This is a genomic window from Cobetia sp. 5-25-4-2 (assembly GCF_013374075.1).
Lineage (GTDB): Bacteria > Pseudomonadota > Gammaproteobacteria > Pseudomonadales > Halomonadaceae > Cobetia > Cobetia marina.
The window spans coordinates 31,078-49,651 of sequence record NZ_BLWK01000006.1 but is presented as its reverse complement, the minus strand read 5'-3'; the positions used below and the strand labels follow the sequence as shown (position 1 = coordinate 49,651).

15 protein-coding genes are annotated in these 18,574 nt (G+C 64.7%); 8 read left to right on the top strand and 7 right to left on the bottom strand.

Annotated elements, in window-relative coordinates; genetic code table 11:
• Positions 1–274: 274 nt before the first annotated feature.
• From HXS65_RS12950 to cydC, 4 genes are read left to right on the top strand one after another with little or no spacing between them, the layout of a single operon-like run.
• Complete coding sequence (locus tag HXS65_RS12950; RefSeq protein ID WP_141392484.1) at positions 275–1,681, top strand: cytochrome ubiquinol oxidase subunit I; 1,407 nt, start codon at positions 275–277, stop codon at positions 1,679–1,681.
• 4 nt (positions 1,682–1,685) lie between these two features.
• Positions 1,686–2,684, top strand: coding sequence for a cytochrome d ubiquinol oxidase subunit II (gene cydB, locus HXS65_RS12945; protein WP_077375744.1), 999 nt, complete (start codon positions 1,686–1,688; stop codon positions 2,682–2,684).
• Positions 2,677–4,446, top strand: a complete 1,770-nt coding sequence (gene cydD / locus HXS65_RS12940) for a thiol reductant ABC exporter subunit CydD (protein ID WP_176494212.1) — start codon at positions 2,677–2,679, stop codon at positions 4,444–4,446. The genes cydB and cydD overlap by 8 nt, the downstream gene beginning before the upstream one ends.
• Positions 4,427–6,142: a thiol reductant ABC exporter subunit CydC gene (cydC, locus tag HXS65_RS12935; RefSeq protein ID WP_176494072.1), complete on the top strand. Its 1,716-nt coding sequence runs from the start codon at positions 4,427–4,429 to the stop codon at positions 6,140–6,142. Before cydD ends, cydC begins: the two co-directional genes overlap by 20 nt.
• Before the next feature lie 122 nt (positions 6,143–6,264).
• On the opposite strand, the gene dkgB is transcribed toward cydC, so the two are convergent.
• From dkgB to trxA, 6 genes are all read right to left on the bottom strand, one after another.
• Entirely contained in the window at positions 6,265–7,071 is an 807-nt protein-coding gene (gene dkgB, locus HXS65_RS12930) for a 2,5-didehydrogluconate reductase DkgB (RefSeq protein ID WP_141392489.1), read from the bottom strand.
• Positions 7,072–7,246: 175 nt separating this feature from the next.
• Complete coding sequence (locus HXS65_RS12925) at positions 7,247–8,257, bottom strand: alcohol dehydrogenase catalytic domain-containing protein (protein ID WP_176494071.1); 1,011 nt, start codon at positions 8,255–8,257, stop codon at positions 7,247–7,249.
• Positions 8,258–8,330: 73 nt separating this feature from the next.
• A complete protein-coding gene (locus tag HXS65_RS12920) occupies positions 8,331–9,245 on the bottom strand; it encodes a TIGR03571 family LLM class oxidoreductase (RefSeq protein ID WP_176494070.1) in 915 nt (304 codons plus the stop codon).
• Positions 9,246–9,353: 108 nt separating this feature from the next.
• Complete coding sequence (locus tag HXS65_RS12915; RefSeq protein WP_024952175.1) at positions 9,354–10,535, bottom strand: MFS transporter; 1,182 nt, start codon at positions 10,533–10,535, stop codon at positions 9,354–9,356.
• A 212-nt stretch (positions 10,536–10,747) separates the two neighbouring features.
• Positions 10,748–11,866: an L-dopachrome tautomerase-related protein gene (locus HXS65_RS12910; RefSeq protein ID WP_176494069.1), complete on the bottom strand. Its 1,119-nt coding sequence runs from the start codon at positions 11,864–11,866 to the stop codon at positions 10,748–10,750.
• 192 nt (positions 11,867–12,058) lie between these two features.
• Positions 12,059–12,382: a thioredoxin gene (trxA, locus tag HXS65_RS12905; protein WP_077375765.1), complete on the bottom strand. Its 324-nt coding sequence runs from the start codon at positions 12,380–12,382 to the stop codon at positions 12,059–12,061.
• A gap of 400 nt (positions 12,383–12,782) precedes the next feature.
• Here trxA and HXS65_RS12900 point away from each other — a divergent pair, with 400 nt between their 5' ends.
• From HXS65_RS12900 to chrA, 4 genes are all read left to right on the top strand, one after another.
• Positions 12,783–13,232, top strand: coding sequence for an ArsR family transcriptional regulator (locus tag HXS65_RS12900; RefSeq protein WP_176494068.1), 450 nt, complete (start codon positions 12,783–12,785; stop codon positions 13,230–13,232).
• Between the two features lie 104 nt (positions 13,233–13,336).
• On the top strand, positions 13,337–14,440 hold the full coding sequence (locus tag HXS65_RS12895) for an ArsJ-associated glyceraldehyde-3-phosphate dehydrogenase (protein WP_176494067.1): 1,104 nt from the start codon (positions 13,337–13,339) through the stop codon (positions 14,438–14,440).
• 1 nt (position 14,441) lies between these two features.
• Positions 14,442–15,761 (top strand): organoarsenical effux MFS transporter ArsJ, encoded by a 1,320-nt coding sequence (gene arsJ, locus HXS65_RS12890; protein WP_176494066.1) that lies wholly within the window; start codon positions 14,442–14,444, stop codon positions 15,759–15,761.
• Positions 15,762–15,866: 105 nt separating this feature from the next.
• Positions 15,867–17,162 (top strand): chromate efflux transporter, encoded by a 1,296-nt coding sequence (gene chrA, locus HXS65_RS12885; RefSeq protein WP_176494065.1) that lies wholly within the window; start codon positions 15,867–15,869, stop codon positions 17,160–17,162.
• Positions 17,163–17,280: 118 nt separating this feature from the next.
• Here the strand turns inward: chrA and HXS65_RS12880 are convergent, their stop codons facing one another.
• On the bottom strand, positions 17,281–18,573 hold the full coding sequence (locus HXS65_RS12880; protein ID WP_176494064.1) for a GAK system CofD-like protein: 1,293 nt from the start codon (positions 18,571–18,573) through the stop codon (positions 17,281–17,283).
• Position 18,574 lies beyond the last annotated feature (1 nt).

Genomic DNA, 18,574 nt, shown 5'->3' with positions numbered 1-18,574 from the left:
AGAAGACCGTCCTATTGAGTTTTTCTATATGGGGCATCGGGTCGCTGCGGCAATTTGTCCTGCGACAACATGCTATGCGACACCGACCTGCCAGACTTCTATGCTTGGACTCATGACCTCGTGAGTGCCGGATCATTTCTCTTTCGATGTGGGATATCTCCGAGAGATCTTTCCGCCCTCGATGCGTCAACAACTTGAAACCGCTGTCGGACAAGTTCCCGCCAGAAGGAACATGCCCAGCCATCCTGATGATCGTTATCGTGAGGAGTTGCCCATGGAACTGGATCCCGTGATCCTGTCGCGAATACAGTTCGGATTTGTCGTGTCATTCCACGCCGTCTTTCCGGTGTTCACCATCGGATTGGCTTCCTATGTCGCCTTGTTGCACGGTCTTTATTACAAGACCGGCAATGCCGCCTGGGACCGACTTGCCGCCTTCTGGGTGAAGGTGTTCGCCGTCGTGTTCGCCATGGGGGTGGTCTCGGGCATCGTGATGGCCTTCCAGTTCGGCACCAACTGGAGCAACTTCAGTTATGCCAGCTCCAACTTCATCGGGCCGATGCTCAGCTATGAGGTGGTGACGGCGTTCTTCCTTGAGGCAGGCTTCCTCGGCGTGCTGCTGTTCGGGCGTGGCAAGGTGCCGGAAGGGGTCCATCTGTTCGCGGCCCTGATGGTGGCGCTGGGCACCTTCATCTCCGCCTTCTGGATTCTCTCCACCAACAGCTGGATGCAGACACCGGCGGGAGTGGAGATGGTGGACGGCCACTTCTTCGTCAAGGATTGGGCCGCTGCCATCTTCAATGCCTCCCTGCCGTATCGCTTCGCCCACATGGCGATCGCCTCCTTCCTGACCGGTGGCTTCGTGGTGGCGGGGGTGAGTGCCTGGTATCTGCTGATCGGGCGCGATGTCGACGCCAACAAGCGTGCGCTGTCCATGTGCATGTGGCTGCTGCTGGTGCTGGCACCGGCGCAGGCGGTGGTGGGTGACATGCACGGCATCAACACGCTGGAGCATCAGCCGACCAAGGTCGCCGCGATGGAAGGCAACTGGGAGACCCAGTCGGGCGCGCCGCTCCTGCTGTTCGCCTGGCCGGACAAGGAGGCGCAGATGAACCACTTCGAGATCGCGATCCCGAAGCTGGCCAGTCTGATCCTGACCCACGACCCCGATGGCGTGGTGCCGGGGCTCAAGGAGGTCGCACCTGACAAGCAGCCGCCGGTGTGGTTCGTGTTCTGGTCGTTCCGCGTGATGGTGGCGATGGGGCTCTTGATGATCGCCGTGGCCTTCATCGGTGTCTTCCTGCGCCGCGATGGCAAACTCTATCGCTCGCGCCCCTTCCTGCAGACGTTGCGTCTGATGTCCATCGCGCCGTTCTTCGCCGTGCTGGCGGGGTGGTTCGTGACCGAGGCCGGGCGCTCGCCGTGGCTGGTCTACGAGATGATGACCCAGCAGGAGGCCGTCACGCCGTCACTCACTGGCTGGATGGTGCTTACCACGCTGATCGGCTATTTCCTGGTCTATCTGGTGGTCTTCGTGACCGGCAGTTACTACCTGACCCGCGTCATCCGTGGTGGCATGCAACCGGAACTGCCCCATGACGATGTCGAGACCGCGATGCGCCCGCTGTCCGCCGCGCACGAGAGTCTGGACGATGATGCCAGCCGCACGGTAAGGAGTTGAGCTGATGGAAATGATCAATCTGACAATGATCTGGGCGCTGATCATCGGCTTCGGCGTCATGATGTACATCCTGATGGATGGCTTCGATCTGGGGGTGGGCATCCTGTACCCCTTCGCACCCGATGAGCATGCCCGTGACGTGATGATGAACTCGGTCGCGCCCATCTGGGACGGCAACGAGACCTGGCTGGTGCTGGGCGGGGCCGGGCTGCTGGCGGCCTTCCCGGCGGTCTACACCATCCTGCTGCCGGCGCTGTATCTGGGGGTCTTCCTGATGCTGGCGGGGCTGATCTTCCGGGGGATCGCCTTCGAGTTCCGCTTCAAGTCCTCGCGCAATCGTCACTGGTGGAACATCGCCTTCAGTGGCGGCTCCTTCCTGGCGACCTTCTGTCAGGGCGTGGTGGTCGGCGCCTACATCCAGGGCTTCGCCACCGAAGGGCATGTCTACGTGGGCGGCGCCTTCGACTGGCTGTCACCGTTCACCGTGATCACCGGACTTGCGCTGGTGGCGGGGTATGCGCTGCTGGGCGCCACCTGGACCATCATGAAGAGCGAGGGTGAGGTACAGGAATGGGCCTATCGCATCACGCCGAAGCTGCTGATCGCCGTACTGGTGGGCTTCGCGGTCATCAGCCTCTACACCCCGTTCGTGGATGAGTATGTGCGGGAACGCTGGTTCGACCATCTGGGCGTGTTCTGGGTCTTCCCGGTGCTGGCGCTGTGCTGTGCGGCGCTGATCTGGCGGGCGGTCAACAAGCGTCAAGAAGGGCAGCCCTTCGTCGCGACGCTGGGACTGTTCCTGTTCACCTATCTGGGGCTGATCTTCAGCAAGTGGCCGTATCTGGTGCCGCCGGACATCACCCTGTGGGACGCGGCCTCCGCGCCGGAGTCGCAGCTGTTCCTGCTGCTGGGCGTGCTGTTCGTCATTCCGATGGTGCTGGGCTACACCGCCTGGAGCTATTGGGTGTTCCGCGGCAAGGTACAGGGGGTCGGCTATCACTGAGTCACTCAAGGCCCCGGTCGGCAAGGCTGACCGGGTCACGCCTGACCGGGGCACCCGGGAACGACGCCAGGCAGGCAGATGGCTCCGACAGCAGGCGACGCGAGAGCGTCGCCTGCTCGGGTTTGCGGCCTTGTCCGGGATCGTGGCGGGTATCCTGACGGTCGCCCAGCTGGTACTGACGGCCTGGGTGATCACCGAAGCCATCGAGCATCCCGAGTCATTGGGGGCGCTGTGGTGGCCCTTCGTCGGCCTGCTGGGGTTGCTGGGCGCGCGGGTATTGGCGAGTGGTGGTCAGGAGCTGCTGGCCCAGCGTGCCAGCCAGCGACTGCGACAGGCCATTCGTGGCGAGGTACTGACGGCACTCGAGACGCTGGGGCCGGTGCGCGCCGCCCAGTATCACAGCGCCGATCTCGCCCAGCGCTGGGTGGAGCAGGTGGAGGCCCTGGAAGGCTACTTCGCGCGCTTTCATGTGCAGATGCGTCTGGTGGTGATCACGCCGCTGCTGATTCTGGCCATCGTGGTCAGTCTGGACTGGCTGGCGGCCATCCTGCTGGCGCTGACCGCGCCACTGATACCGCTGTTCATGGCGCTGGTCGGCATGGGGGCCGAGTCGCTCAATCGTGACCAGTTCCAGGCGGTCGCGCGGCTGTCGCGCCACTTCGTGGATCGCGTGCGCGCCATCACCACCCTGCGCCTGTTCGGGCTGGGGGAGCTGGCGACCCGCGAGGTGACGCTGGTGGCCGATGACTACCGCAAGCGCAGCCTGCGCACCTTGCGGCTCGCCTTCCTGTCATCCGCGGTGCTGGAGTTCTTTGCCTCGGTGTCCATCGCCGTGGTCGCCATCTACATCGGCTTCGGCCTGCTTGGTGACATTCCCATCGGGCCAGCCGATGAGCTGACCCTCTTCAGCGCGCTGGTGATCCTGCTGCTGGCCCCCGAGTTCTTCCAGCCGCTGAGAACCCTGTCGCAGTTCTACCATGATCGCGCCTCGGCGCTGGCCGCCTCCGAGACGCTGATGGAGATTCTCGAGGCTGCCGACATGGCGCCGCCTCGCCACGCCGATACCCGTCCAGACGCGACGGGCGAGCTGATGTGTCTGACGGATGTCTGTCTGAGCCACCCCGAGCGCGGGCAGGTACTGGGTCCGCTGGAGCTGGCGCTGAGGCAGGGCGAGGTGCTGGTCGTCAACGGGGCCTCCGGGGCGGGCAAGTCGACGCTGCTGCAGGTGATGGCCGGATTCGTCGCACCGGACAGCGGCCAGCGTCAGCTAGCTCCCGTCACGCGTCTGGCCTGGATGGATCAACGTCCGCTGCTGATGCAGGGCAGTCTCGCCGACAATCTGCGTATCACCGCGCCGCAGGCCAGTGACGCCGAGATCATCACCGCGCTTGAGCGCGCAGGGCTCAAGGCCGAGCTTGCCGCCTTGCCGCAAGGCATCGCGACACCGCTCGGCGAAGGCGGGCGCGGGCTGTCCGGTGGGCAGGCACAGCGGCTGGCGCTGGCGCGGGTGTTTCTGAGCGATGCCTCGCTGGTGCTGCTCGATGAGCCCACCGCCAGTCTGGATGCCGAGACGGAACGTTATCTGATCGCGGGCTTCGAGTGGCTGAGCGCTCAAGGGCGGACACTGGTGATCGCGACCCACCATCCGGCGCTGATCGCCATGGCGACGCGCCATCTGGTGCTCGAGGAGGGGCGAATCCTGCCAATGACAGCCACGGCGACGAGCCAACAGGAGGACGAGCGTGACGCATCCCGAGACTGACGGCATGACTCTGCGCGAGGCGCTCACGCGTCTGGCCCCCTGGTGGCGCCTGCATGATCAATACCGTCGCCGTCTGATACTCGGCGTGGTGCTGATGATGCTGACGGCCTGTTCGGCGCTCGGCCTGCTGGCGGTCTCCGGCTGGTTCATCACCGCCTCCGCCCTGACGGGGGCTGCGCTGGCCGCCGGTGCGGGCATGACGCTGGATGTCTACACCCCGGGCAGCGGCATTCGGCTGTTCGCCGTCTCGCGCACCGTGTCGCGCTATCTGGAACGGCTCTACAACCACGACACCATCCTGCGTCTGCTGGCCAGCCTGCGCGGCACTGCCTTCGCCGCACTGGTGACGATGGACCCCGCGCGGGTGGCGGCGCGGCGTTCCAGTGACTGGCTCAATCGCCTCACCGCGGATATCGACACTCTGGATGCGCTCTACCTGCGTCTGGCGGCTCCGCCACTGATGGCGCTGGGCCTGATCGCGGTGCTGGTGGCGCTGGTCGCTGTCTGGCTGCCGGCAACGGCGGCGTGGCTGGCGGGGTTCCTGGTGCTGGGCTGGGCCTGGCTGACGCTGGGGCAGGCGCGCTGGGGGCTGGTGGCCAGTCGGCGGCGCGTCACGACATTGGAGTCGTTGCGTTCGGCGCTGATGGAGACGTTGCGTGGTCAGGCGGAGCTTGAGGCCTATGCGGCGCTGGGCAGTGCCCGTCAGCGCCTGGATGAGATCGAGACCTGCCTGTTGAGAGATCAGTGGCGACTGGCGGTGATCACGGCCATCGGCAATGGCCTGGCCAGTCTGGTGATCGGTCTGTCGTGGTTGCTGTTGCTGGCGTCCGCCATGCAGGGAATGACGGATGAGCGACTGACACCGGCGGTGATGGTCATGCTGCCGCTGGCGGCCATGGCCTTGAGTGAGGGGCTGGCGGGATTGCCGGCGGCCTTCACTCAGGCCGGTGCTACCCTGGGCGCTGCCGAGCGACTCAATGAGCTGTCCTCCGCCACGCGGCCGCTGGAAGGTCGGCAGACCCTGGCCAGCGGTGCCGTGCAGGTGCAGATCCAGCAGGTGTCGTGGCGCTATCCCGGTGCCTGGTTCGAGGCGCTTGACGAGATGACCCTCGAGATCACCCCCGGCACCCAGATGGCCATCTGCGGTGCTTCCGGCTCCGGCAAGTCCACGCTGGCGGCCTTGCTGACTGGCCAGACCCGGCTGCAGAGCGGCAGCATCACGCTCAACGGACAGCCCATCGACGCCTGCTCGCCCGAGTCACTGGCCCATGCCGTGGGATGCCTGACCCAACAGGTGGAATTGCTGGATGCCAGCCTTGCCGACAACCTGCGGCTGGGTGCGCGTCAGGCCAGTGATGAGGATGTCTGGCAGGCACTGGAGGCGGTGGATCTCGCCGAATGGGTGGCGCAATTGCCCCAGGGCCTCGCCACCCGAGTGGGTGAGGGCGGTCGGCAGGTCTCGGGCGGGCAGGCGCGGCGCCTGGGGCTGGCGCGCCTGGTACTGACGGATCCGGGGCTGCTGATTCTGGATGAACCCTTCTCCGGGCTGGATGCGCGCACGGCACAGCGCATGGCACAGCGTCTGGAGGGCTGGTTCAAGGCGCGTACGGTGATCTATCTGCTGCATGAGCATGACCTGGCATCGCCGCGTCCCGGTACGCAGAGCATCACTCGGGTCTGGCGGCTAAAGGATTGAGAGATTGCCGGCCGCGGCGTCGAAGTCTGTCGGCCAGTATCCTTGGACAGCAACGCAAAAGGCCTCCCGAGGGAGGCCTTTTCATTTATCTGACGCGGCATCAGGCACAGGCCTGAGGGGCATCAGTCCCAGTCAGGGGCGAAGTCCGGGTTGGCGATGCGCTCACCGCGATCCAGCTCGGCGATCTTCGCCATGTCTTCACCGGTCAGTGACATGGAGAACGCCTCGAAGTTGCTCTTGATGTTCTTCGCCTTGGTGGAGGAGGGGAAGGTGACGATGTCCTGCATCTTGAGCCATGCCAGGGCGATCTGCGCCGGGCTGGCGTCATGACGTTCGGCGATGGCCTTGAGGGTGTCATCGTCCATCACCTTGCCGACTGCCAGCGGCATGAAGGCAGTGACTTCGATGCCCAGCTCGTGGCACTTGTCGATCACCTTGCGGTTTTGCAGGAACGGGTGGACCTCGACCTGGTTGGTGAGCAGCTCGTCACGCCCCACGATGCCCACGGCACGTTCCAGTTGTTCGCAGGTGAAGTTGGACACCCCGATGTGGCGTGCCTTGCCCGCTGCCTTCAGCTTGGCCAGTACCGGCAGGTAATCTTCCATCGGCACTTCATCGTTCGGCGACGGCCAATGGATGAGCAGCAGGTCGACGTGATCGGTCTGCAGGCGTTCCAGGCTCTCCTCGACACTCTTCTCCATGTCACCCGGCACCAGGCGGTCGTGCCAGATCTTGGTGGTGATGAAGAGCTCTTCGCGCGGCACCTTGCTGTCGGCGATGATTTGCCCGACTTCCGCTTCGTTGCCATAGAACTGGGCGGTATCGATGTGGCGATAGCCGGTGTCCAGTGCGGTATTCAGGCTGTCACGCAGCGTCTCGCCCTCGAGACGGAAGGTGCCAAAGCCGGGATTCGGTAGGGTAGTCGACATGCAATAACTCCTGTTGAGCGCGCCCGATGTCTGGTGCAGTGAAGGGCGCGTATCCATGTGTGTTCCCCTCATGACTGGGGCTTGATCAGCGACATGACAACCACGCGGCGCTGCATCAGTCCTGTGCCACTGTCGCAACAATCGCACCCAGGCCGCGTGCCTTCTGCCTTTCCGCTCATTCGTTGGCCGTGATCACGAATTTCAGCGCTCGGCGTTCGCCACGCTTCAGCTCGGCAAGGCAGGCTGGCAGCGCCGTGAATGATTCGATGCAGGGCGCCGGCTGGTTCAGGGTGCCATCGGCGATCGCTTCGAGCAGACCTTCCCCCGCCGCGACCAGGCGTGCCCAGTCCTCATCGTCACCCGCCCAGTGCAGTGCCCCGAGTGCGACTTCGTGTTGCGAGATGGCGCGATCGAAGGCCGGCGCGGCCGCCTGCTCCAGACGGTCCTGGATACAGACGATATGGCCGTTGGCCCCCAGGTGGCGGGTCATCTTGCGGGCGTGATCCCCATTGACGGTATCGATCACGGCGTAGACCGGGGCGTCCAGCTGCTCGGCGTCCGTCAGGGTCTCGTCGGCGCCCAGCGCCTTGAGGTCCGCGTGGCGCTTCTCGGAGGCGACGGCGATGACGTGGAAGTCGCGCTGTCGGGCCAGCTGGATCAGCCAGCGGCCCACGCTGCCGGAGGCACCGGTGATCAGCAGGCGTCGCCCGGCCTTGACGGGCAGCTTCTCGATGGCGAGCCATGCGGTCAGCGCCGGGCAGGGGAAGGCGGCGGCGTCATTGAAGCCCAGGGTAACGGGCAGGCGCATCACGGCCCGCGCCGGTACGCGCAGACGCTTGCTGAAGGTACCCGGCCCCGCCAGGGTGGTGTGGACCGCGATGCGATCTCCCGGGGAGACGTGGGTGACATTCGCGCCGCAGGCGATCACCTCACCCGAGGCATCGACCCCGGGAATCTGACCGGCTTGCCACAGCTCGCTGTCCATCGCCATGAACTTCCAGTCGACGGGATTGAGGCCGATGGCACGCGTGGCGACCAGTACCTCGTCGTCTCCCGGTGCGCCGATGTCCACCTCTGTCTGCTCAAGCGCCTCAGGCTCTCCCGGCCCCTGCCATACCCAGGCGGGCGCATGGGTGGTGCCGTGACGGATGTCTTGCGGGGTGGTGGTTTCCGTGGAATCTGACATGGGATCTCCTTCAAGCGTGAATGGTGAATCCTTTCCGCCATGGCGGGGGCAGGGCAGTGCGACCCGTCAGCCCTCATGAAAAGTGCGGCAGCACCTCACGGCCCAGTTCCTCGAGGGTTTCCGTGAGCGGGCGGCGATTGCGGCGCAGATGGAAGCCGATGTGATTCACTCCGGCATCCTGCATGGCTGACAGTTCTTCCATGAGGGCAAGGCGGCCACTCGACAACCCGAAGCGATGACGACGCACCGGGGCGTGAGGGTCGTCTTCCAGATTGAGGTGGATGAAACTGACGTAGGGCTTGTCGCCGGCGACCTGACGCCAGAGCGCCACACGACGGATGTGATCCTGTGGCGTGCCCGGGTAGGCCAGCCAGCCGTCCATCTCGCGACCGATCCACTCGGGCGTCTGCTGAGAGAGCCCGGCGCTCAACAGCGGCGGACGCGTCGCGGCAGGCAGGATGGCCTGACCGTCGCGCAAGGCGTCATCCGCCTGGCCCTTGATGACGTCCACCGCATGGCGAAAGGCGGCACCGCGGGTGGAGAACTCCTCACCGAACAGCGGGTATTCCGCCGGTCGGTCGCCACTGGCGACGCCCAGCAGCAGGCGGTCTTCGCTCAGGGCCTGCACGCTGGCGGCGGCCTTTTTCACCAGCCACGGCTGGCGCAGCGGCAGCACCGCGGCGGCGGTGCCCAGCAGCAGGTTGTCAGTGTGACTGGCCAGATAGCCCAGATAGGTGAACAGCTCGAAGACCTGACCGGCGTCGCCGAAGGCGGGGTCAAACAGTGGCACGTCACGCAGCCAGGCGGCGCGGAAGCCGAGTCTGTCGACCTGGCCGATCAGCTCGGCATGGGCGCGCATGTCAGGGACGCCGAAGGGTGTGGAGGGGGCTCTGTCAGTGCGCACCCAGTCATTGTCCAGAGGCAGTTCGACGCCGAGGGTCAGGGGGCCCTGGGTGAGGCGATCCAGCGGGCGGGTCGGGGAGATCATGGTGGACTCCTTCAGCAAGCAGGTGTGTAGACGACGGTGCCCCCGAGCCAGCAGGCTGAGCTGTCGGAATCGAGGGCACGTCGTGATGGCGGTAGGCTGCGGGCCGGATCAGGCGGTCGCGATGGAAGACGCGTGACGCTTGTCGAGGCGACCGGCCAGCAGGGTCAGCAGCAGGGCGGCGGTGACGATCAGCGCGCCGATCCAGGCGGTGTCGGTCAGTGCCATCCCGGAGACCACCTGGCCACCGACGATGGAGCCCAGTGCGATACCGATGTTGAAGGCCGCGATGTTGAGGCCGGAGGCCACGTCAACGGCCTGCGGCACGAAGCGTTCGGCCTGCTGCACGACGTAGACCTGCAGTCCCGGCACGTTGCCGAAGGCGAAGGCACCCCAGATCAGGATGGTGATCACGGCCGTGATCGGGTTGGCGGCAGTGAAGGTCAGCACGCCGAGGATGACGATCAGGCCACCGAAGATCAGGGTCAGGGCGCGAATCGGGCCCATGCGGTCAGCCAGCTTGCCGCCCTGGATGTTGCCGATGGCCACCGAGACACCGTAGACCAGCATGATCAGACTGATGGCGCCTTCATTGAAGCCACTGACGTCCTGCAGCAGCGGAGCCAGATAGGTGAAGGCCGTGAAGGTGCCGCCGTAGCCGAGAATGGTGATCAGGTAGACCAGCAGCAGGCGCGGATGGGTCAGCACCTTGAGCTGTTGGGCGAAGGTGGCCGGTACGTTCTTCTTGAGGTTGTTGGGCACCAGGATGGCGCTGCCGATCAATGCCAGCACGCCGAGCACCGAGACAACCAGGAAGGTGGCGCGCCAGCCGAAGTGCTGACCGATCCAGGTGCCCAGCGGCACGCCGGTGACCAGTGCCACGGTCAGGCCGGTGAACATGATGGCGATCGCACTGGCTTCCTTGTCCTTGCTCACCAGGCTTGTCGCGATGGTGGAGCCGATGGAGAAGAACACCCCGTGGGCGAGGCCGGTCAGGATGCGCGCCGTGATCAGCGAGCTGTAGCTGGGTGCCTGCCAGGCCAGCAGGTTGCCGGCGATGAACAGCGCCATCAGTCCCAGCAGCACCAGCTTGCGATTGAAGCGGCCGGTCAGGGCGGTCAGCACGGGGGCGCCGATGGCGACACCGACGGCATACAGGCTGACCAGCAGGCCAGCGGAAGGCAGAGAGACGCTCAGATCCTGAGCGATGGTGGGCACCAGTCCGACGATCACGAATTCGGTGGTCCCGATGGCAAAGGCGCTCAACGTCAGCGCCAGCAGGGCAAGAGGCATGGCAGTTCTCCATCAGCAATGGGTGGGTCTTGGATGCTGTGCAGTCTGCCGTGGTTGAGTTTTGCGATAAACGGAGTGATTCGCAAAAGACCTTTGTGATTATTGAAAATATCCGCGTGTGGACATGGCCTCCGCCGTTCAGGGGACCAACACGACAACGCCCGCACTCCACTGAAGGAGCACGGGCGGTGTCGTGTCGAGAGGCTGCTGGCTCAGTCGTCCGTCGGCCAGACCTTGTAGATATGGTAGGGCGGCTGACCCTCGTCCTCTCCGCCTGCGAAGGGCGGCGTGCTGTCCAGCTGATTGACGGTGACATACAGCCAGCCGTCAGCGGCCATGCGCACGCCATCCGGCCAGTCGAGGCGCTCGTCGCGGACCAGCGGCGTCAGTTTGCCGTCGGCTCCCAGCACATCCAGCCCATGCTGATTGAGGTTGGTGAAGTAGTGGATGCCCCCGGCGGTATCCGCACCGTCCGAGATGGGCTTGTCGCCGACGCGCGTGATGGCGGCGGCAATGGTGTCGTGATCGGCATCTTCACGCAGCAGTCTGGCCGGGACGCTGTACCAGCTGTGGCCGGTCATGGCACCGAAGAAGACCGTCTCGCCATCGCCGGACAAAGTGATCGGGTCGACGCCCACCTTGGCAGGCTTGCCATTGAACGGGATGTCACGGCCATCGATCTTCAGGGTGGCGTCTGGCTCGGCTTGCAGTGCGGCGTGTTGGCTGAATCGGGACGCCTCGCCGGAGGCCAGATCGACGGTGATCAGGCCCGGGTTGGCGATATCGGCCAGATACGCCACGCCGCGACTGCGATCCACTGCCAGGTCCTGCACGAAGCTGCCTTCAGGGGCGATATCAGTGGGCAGGGTCAGCTTGGTGATCAACTTGCCCGAGGCAATGTCGAAGCCCCACAGGCGGGTCTTGCCCAGATGCAGGCCCATGTCGGTGATCCAAAGGCCTCCCTGGCCGTCCTGATAGATGCCCAGCGGGGAGTCGATGGTGGCGTCGCTGTAGCGGCCGGCGTGGGTCTGGAGGGCGGGTGAGGGCCAGGCACGATAGCTGTTCTGGCCGGTGATCTCGACCAGCTGCACGTCGTGATCGCCATCCATCGGGTGGATGGTCGCGAAGACTCGTCCAGCGGGTGTCACGGCGACGTTGCCGGGACGTATCTGCATCACGGCCACCGAACGCATCTCACCGTAGGCCGGGCCGGGTTTGAGGGATGAGGTGGTGGCGGGCAGGGTGGAATGGCCGGTGGCGCAGCCCGTCAGCAGGCCTGAGAGCAGGGCGAACACGCCCAGATATCGGGTCGAACGGACGGCGTTGTGCATCAATGCTTCCTTGTCTGGTGAGGCGGATGTGACGGTCGTATTCAGCGTCTCGTCTCGGGAGACGGCATGTTTCATCGTCTACAATTATCAATGAAATCAGACAGGTAGGGTAACGCAAGTCACAGTGCTGTCCAAAAAAAACGCCCTGCGAGAGGGCGTTTTCGAGGCCGGGAAGACCCGGCGCTGATGTGATCAGGCGTGACGCGCGATCATGGCATCGAAGTTTTCCTTCGGCTGCACGCCGGTCAGGGCTTCGATCTTCTCGCCGGACTTGAACAGGGCGATGGTCGGCAGACCGCGGACGCCGTTCTGCGCGGCGAGATCCGGTGCATCGTCGACATTGATGGCAACGACCTTGAGGGCGTCACCCTGTTCTTCGGCGATGGATTCGACGATCGGGTCGAGCATCTTGCACGGGCCGCACCACGGCGCCCAGAACTTCACCAGCACCGGCTGCTCGCTCTCGATGACTTCCTGGGTGTAGTTGCTGTCTACCACTTGCGCAAAATCAGCCATTTGACTCTCCTGTGCACCCCTGAGGATGCGTGATTCAGATTGGCACCGCACGTGCCGGATGGGCACACACTAACGCCCCGGGACTTTCGTTCGCAAGCGCATTCTCTCATGTCAGCAGAAACATATGCGTGCCGATCAAGCAACAGTGAGGGCTTGCGGCGACCGCTGGCGAGGAGGATTTTCCGCCTGTCTTCTCTTCTCTTCTCTTCTCTTCTCTTCCGTTCTGAAACCGAACGAGCTCAGCGAGTGACGCCAGCGTGTGACATCAGTGAGACATGCACGCCGTCACGCGCCTGACATGAGAATGTCACTTGATATATGGAAAAACGTATATATGATTTTCCATATGTCGAATCGTCACCGATCTCGCGTCTCTCGCACTCTGCCCAAGGAAGCTGTCATGAAGTCGTCAAGTCGCGATGCGGCGCTGGAGGATGGCGCTGCCGCTTCCCTGACCCCGTTGGGGATATTCAAATGTCTGGCCGAAGATACCCGCTTGACCATCATGCAATTGCTGAGCGAGACAGGAGAATTGTGTGTCTGCGAGCTGATCTGGCTGCTGGAGCGGCGTGAGCAGGATATGCCGGCACACGAGACGCCCCACGCAGGTGGAGAGCGCCCCGGCATCTCGCAGCCCAAGGTCTCGCGCCATCTCGCACAGCTGCGCGACTGCGGACTCCTGAGCAGCGAGCGACGCGGCCAGTGGGTGTATTACCGGCTGAGCCCCGCCATGCAGGGCTGGCGACACGCGATCCTGATGGCGGCCTGCGAGGCACAGCAGGAGGAGGTGGCGCGCTGGCGTCAGTGGCTGGCGGCCATGCCCAATCGTCCCGAGCGCTGCGCCAGTTGACGCGCCTGCCGATATCCATCGCAGGCAGGCAGGCGTCTGCCCAGCCCCCCGCCTGAAACACGTCACACCCCTGATCCCACATTGACCCTCACGAGGAAATTACGATGCCTGCTCATGATGCTCCGTCCTACAGCGCTTCACTGACGCTGCCCGCTGGTCTGCCACCTTTGCGTATCGGCATCAATGGCTTCGGCCGTATCGGCCGGCTTGCGCTGCGCGCGCTGTGGAAGCTGCGCGAGGATGTCGCGCTGGACGTGGTGCGCATCAATGACCCGGGTGGCGATGCCGCGACCTTCGCCCATCTGCTGGAATTCGATTCCGTGCATGGCCAGTGGACGCCGGGCGCGGGAATCACCAGTGACGATGAGAGCATCATCATCGATGGTCAGCGCACGACGTTCTCCAGCCAGCGTGAGATCAGTGACACCGACTGGTCGGGCTGCGATGTGGTGATCGAGGCCTCCGGCAAGAAGAAGAGCACCGAGGTGCTCAATGCCTATCTTGAACAGGGCGTGGCGCGTGTCGTGGTCTCCGCGCCGGTCAAGGAAGCGGGCGTACTCAATATCGTCATGGGCGTGAACGATCATCTCTATGATGCCCAGACGCATCGCATCGTGACGGCGGCCAGCTGTACCACCAACTGCCTGGCGCCGGTGATCAAGGTGATCCAGTCGCAGTTCGGCATTCGCCATGGCTCCATGACCACCGTGCACGACATCACCAATACCCAGACGATTCTGGATGCGCCGCACAAGGATCTGCGCCGTGCGCGGGCCTGCGGCATGAGCCTGATTCCGACGACCACCGGCTCCGCCAAGGCGATCAGCGCCATCTTCCCGGAGCTGGAAGGCCGCCTGAACGGCCACGCCATTCGCGTGCCGCTGGCCAATGCCTCTCTCACCGACATGGTGTTCGAGCTCGATCGCGAAGTGACGGTGGAGGAGGTCAATCAGGCGCTGCAAACTGCGGCAAAAGGCGAGCTTTCCGGGGTGCTGGGGTATGAGACACGCCCGCTGGTGTCGATCGATTTCCGTACCGATTCCCGCTCCAGCATCATCGATGCGCTCTCGACCATGGTGGTCGCGGGGACCCAGCTCAAGCTGTACGCCTGGTACGACAACGAATGGGGCTACGCCAATCGCACCGCGGAACTGGCACTGAAAGTCGGCCTGGGTGATCTGACCGACGCCAGCACACAGGAGCGCTGACATGCTTGCCCGCTTGCGAGAGCTGCCCCATGAGGTGCGCCAGTACCTGCTGGTGACCGGCAACTACTGGGCCTTCACGTTGACCGATGGCGCGCTGCGCATGCTGGTGGTGCTGCACTTCCACTCGCTGGGCTATTCGGCGCTGGACGTGGCGATGCTGTTCCTGTTCTACGAGGCCTTCGGTGTCGTCACCAATCTGGTTGGCGGCTGGCTCGGGGCACGGCTCGGCCTCAATCGCACCATGAATGCGGGGCTTGCGATGCAGCTGGTGGCGCTCGGCATGCTGCTGGTGCCGGAACCCATGCTGACGGTCATCTGGGTGATGATCGCCCAGGCGCTGTCCGGCATCGCCAAGGACCTCAACAAGATGAGCGCCAAGAGCGCCATCAAGGTGCTGGTACCCAAGGGGCAGCCGGTGGAGGAATCGCAGAGCGCGCTGTATCGCTGGGTCGCGTTGCTCACCGGCTCCAAGAATGCGCTCAAGGGACTGGGCTTCTTCCTGGGCGGGGCGGCGCTCAGTCTCATCGGCTTCCAGGGCACCGTCATGGCCATGTGGCTGATGCTGGCAGGCGTACTGGTGCTGTCACTGCGCAAGCTGTCGGCATCACTGGGGCAGAGCAAGGCCAGTCGCAAGCCGGCATTCCGTGAGATGTTCTCGACCTCGCGGGCGGTCAATGTGCTCTCGGCGGCTCGGCTGTGCCTGTTCTCGGCACGTGACGTCTGGTTCGTGGTGGCCTTGCCGGTGTATCTGGCCGAGGTGCATGGCTGGCATTTCTGGACGGTCGGCGTACTCATGGCCGCCTGGGTGATCGGCTATGGCGGTGTCCAGACCCAGGCGCCACGCATCACCGGTCCGCTCTCACGCCGCTTGAACGGCGCCACCGGCGTCCGCTGGGTCACGGTGTCGCTGGCGGCCGGCCTGGCACTGCTGCCGGCGCTGATGGCCAGCCTGCCGCTGGATGCGCCACAGGCGGCCGATATCAGTGGTGCCATCCTGTTGGGGTTGGCGCCACTGGAATGGTTGATCATCGGCCTGTTGGTGTTCGGGGCCGTCTTTGCGGTCAATTCCAGCTGGCACAGCTATCTGATCGTGCGCTTCGCGCGCAGTGAAGGCGTGTCGATGGATGTCGGTTTCTATTACATGGCCAATGCCATGGGGCGTCTGTTGGGCACCTTGCTGTCCGGTTGGCTCTATCAGGCCTATGGGCTGGAAGCCTGCCTGTGGTGGTCGGCCGGATTGGTGGCGGCGAGTGCCGTGATGGCCCTTGCCTTGCCGCAGGTGTCACACGCAACGTCCGATTCGCCTGCCGGCAGTACCTGAGTACTTGAGTACCTGAGTACCTTGCAAGGTGTCGCCTGAGGGATCACTTCCTGATCCCTCGACGCCTGTCCATGCACCCAGCGCCACCTTCTACAGAGACGCCACATGTCATCCAGTCACGATCGTGTTTCAACCAGGCAGGCGCCGCACGAGGCCGACGGTGTGACCGCCGTATCCTCTCGCGAGCGATATCGGGACGTGCTGCTCACCTTCCTCACGCTGGGGCTGACCAGCTTCGGCGGGCCGATCGCGCACCTGGGCTACTTCCATGCGGAGCTGGTCCGCCGGCGCGGCTGGCTGAGTGATGCGGCCTACGCCGAGCTGCTCGCGCTGTGCCAGTTCCTGCCGGGGCCGGCCAGCAGTCAGGTCGGCTTTGCACTGGGCATGGTGCGTGGTGGCGGGGTGATGGGTGGGGTGCTCGCCTGGGTCGGCTTCACCTTGCCGTCTGCGCTGGCACTGCTTGCATTGGCGCTGGTGGCGGCCAGCCTCGAAGGACCGCTGGCTTCCGGGGTGATCCACGCCTTGAAGCTGGTGGCGGTGGCGGTCGTTGCCCAGGCGATCTGGGGCATGGCGCGCACGCTGTGCCCGGACCGACGGCGCGCCGGGCTGGCGCTGTTGGCCATGCTGGGCCTGGCGCTGGCGCAGAGCGCCTGGACGCAGGTCGCCTGGGTGCAGGTCGCCTGGACGCAGGTCGGAGTGATTGCGCTGGGCGCGCTACTTGGCAGCCTGCTGTGTCGTGATGACAAGGCGGCCCTTGTTCGCCAGCAGGCGGGGGCAGCGGGGCTGTCGCTGCCGGTCTCGACGCGCCTGGCTCGCGCCTGTCTGATCACCTTCTTCGCGCTGTTGATCGCGCTGCCGCTGCTGGCCTCCGGCAGTCTGGTCGAGATCTTCTACCGTGCCGGGGCGCTGGTATTCGGGGGCGGGCATGTGGTGCTGCCGCTGCTGGAGGCCTCCACCGTCGAGACGGGGCGTATCGCGGCCGATACCTTTCTCACCGGCTATGGGGCCGCGCAGGCGGTGCCGGGGCCACTGTTCACCTTCGCCGCCTGGCTGGGAGCGGGCATGGCCCAGGTGGGCGGGGATTCGGCAGTGCTCGGCGCCATCATTGCGCTGTTGAGTCTCTTCCTGCCGGGGATTCTGCTGTTGATCGGCGTGGCACCCCTGTGGGGGCGCCTGCGTGCACGGCCCGCAGCACGCGCTGCGCTCGCGGGGGCCAATGCGGCGGTCGTCGGCGTACTGGGCATGGCGTTGTATGACCCCTTGTGGACCACCAGTGTGCTGAGTCATCTGGACGTCGTCATCGCGCTGGCGGCCTTCATCGCGCTGACCCGCTTCGCGCTGGCACCCTGGAAGCTGGTGCTGGCGATGGTGATTCTCGGGGCGGTACGTGGGGTGATGTAAGCCTGGCCTTCCGTTCAGAGCACAGCCTGGAAAACGAACGCCCCCGTCTGCAAGTTGGCAGGCGGGGGCGTTCTGTTCATACGAGGCGGTTGTCATGCCAGGCGGCGCGTGGCGGTCGTCACACCAGTGACAGCAGGGCGGTGACCAGCAGTTCGTTGTCGTAGTAGGGCGCGCTCTGCTCGCTGATCAGGCGAGTGTCGATCACGGTCAGCCCCATGCGCTCCAGCGCGGGGACGGAGACGCCGCCGGGGTAGTCGCCACGCTGACTGTCCAGCAGCACGATGTTGAGCAGATGCTCGTTGGGACAGTCGTTGCGCGAGACATCCAGGTCCGCACACAGGGTGTCGATCAGGGTCGCGACCAGTTGCTCGAGTGTCTTGCCGGTCTGCTCCGGGTCCGGACTGCAGTTGGGGATGTAGACCTTGGGACAGGGGTTGGCCAGTATCGCGCGTCCCACCCCGCTGGGCAGCAGGTTGGCGATGACGCTGGAGTAGAAACTGCCCGGCGGAAAGCAGATCAGTTCCGCGGAATCGATCAGCTGACGGTTGTTGAGGTGCAGCGCAGGCCGCACGGGCACGATGGCACCGCCGTCATTGTGCGTGTCTCTCTCTGTGGTGCTGTCCGTCGTATTGTCCTTGGCACTGGCCTTTGGACTGGCTTTTGGACTGGCCTTCGCGCTGGCCTCGACCAGCTGGATGCGCGCGATCGGGCTCTCCAGTGGCGCGACTTCCTTGCCGGTGATCTGGTGCTGGCCGATGATTCTGCGCCCATCTTCCAGGGTGACGGCCAGATGGCAGTCAGCATTGATGATGGCGCGCACCGTCCCGCGTACATGCACCAGCTTGGAGAACAGGAAGATGATCTGGTCGAGCTGCTCATGATGGTTCAGGTAGCCGCCGGCGATGATCAGATTGCCGATGCTGGCGCCGCGCAGATCGAAGCCTGCCGGCATGGCCTCGATTAGAAAGCCCAGCTGATGACAGATGAGCGTGCGCATGGGCTCCGCCACGGCCATGCTGAGCGGATGACGGCCCGCCGCCAGTTCCCGCAGAGTGGCCTGCAGCATCTCCGGGCGTGCTTCGGCAGGCAGACGGTGCGTGAACAACCGGTAGATCTCCGGGTGCCCCAGCACGCTGTCATCGGCCAGCGCCATCAGGCGTGAGCGAAGGTCGCCGATGGCCGGCATCGAGAAGGCGTCACGCAGCTTGGCGGAGCTGCCACCGGAATCGAAGGGCGTCACCAGATGGATGCTGTGATGGGTATAGCGCGTCAGGGTGCGCGAGATGCCCGTCAGCGCCGTGCCGCCGCTGAAGAACAGCACACGGGGCCCGACCTCCGGTGCCTTGTGATAACGCCTGACGCGTAATGGATCCGGGACCCTTGCGGTCCGACTGACCCTGACCTCTGCCATG

Coding starts and splice junctions, on each gene's coding strand:
- chrA (WP_176494065.1), top strand. CDS start 15,867: ATGTCATCCAGTCACGATCGTGTTTCAACCAGGCAGGCGCCGCACGAG.
- arsJ (WP_176494066.1), top strand. CDS start 14,442: ATGCTTGCCCGCTTGCGAGAGCTGCCCCATGAGGTGCGCCAGTACCTG.
- HXS65_RS12880 (WP_176494064.1), bottom strand. CDS start 18,573: ATGGCAGAGGTCAGGGTCAGTCGGACCGCAAGGGTCCCGGATCCATTA.
- HXS65_RS12895 (WP_176494067.1), top strand. CDS start 13,337: ATGCCTGCTCATGATGCTCCGTCCTACAGCGCTTCACTGACGCTGCCC.
- HXS65_RS12925 (WP_176494071.1), bottom strand. CDS start 8,257: ATGTCAGATTCCACGGAAACCACCACCCCGCAAGACATCCGTCACGGC.
- HXS65_RS12910 (WP_176494069.1), bottom strand. CDS start 11,866: ATGCACAACGCCGTCCGTTCGACCCGATATCTGGGCGTGTTCGCCCTG.
- HXS65_RS12915 (WP_024952175.1), bottom strand. CDS start 10,535: ATGCCTCTTGCCCTGCTGGCGCTGACGTTGAGCGCCTTTGCCATCGGG.
- HXS65_RS12920 (WP_176494070.1), bottom strand. CDS start 9,245: ATGATCTCCCCGACCCGCCCGCTGGATCGCCTCACCCAGGGCCCCCTG.
- cydB (WP_077375744.1), top strand. CDS start 1,686: ATGGAAATGATCAATCTGACAATGATCTGGGCGCTGATCATCGGCTTC.
- HXS65_RS12900 (WP_176494068.1), top strand. CDS start 12,783: ATGAAGTCGTCAAGTCGCGATGCGGCGCTGGAGGATGGCGCTGCCGCT.
- HXS65_RS12950 (WP_141392484.1), top strand. CDS start 275: ATGGAACTGGATCCCGTGATCCTGTCGCGAATACAGTTCGGATTTGTC.
- trxA (WP_077375765.1), bottom strand. CDS start 12,382: ATGGCTGATTTTGCGCAAGTGGTAGACAGCAACTACACCCAGGAAGTC.
- dkgB (WP_141392489.1), bottom strand. CDS start 7,071: ATGTCGACTACCCTACCGAATCCCGGCTTTGGCACCTTCCGTCTCGAG.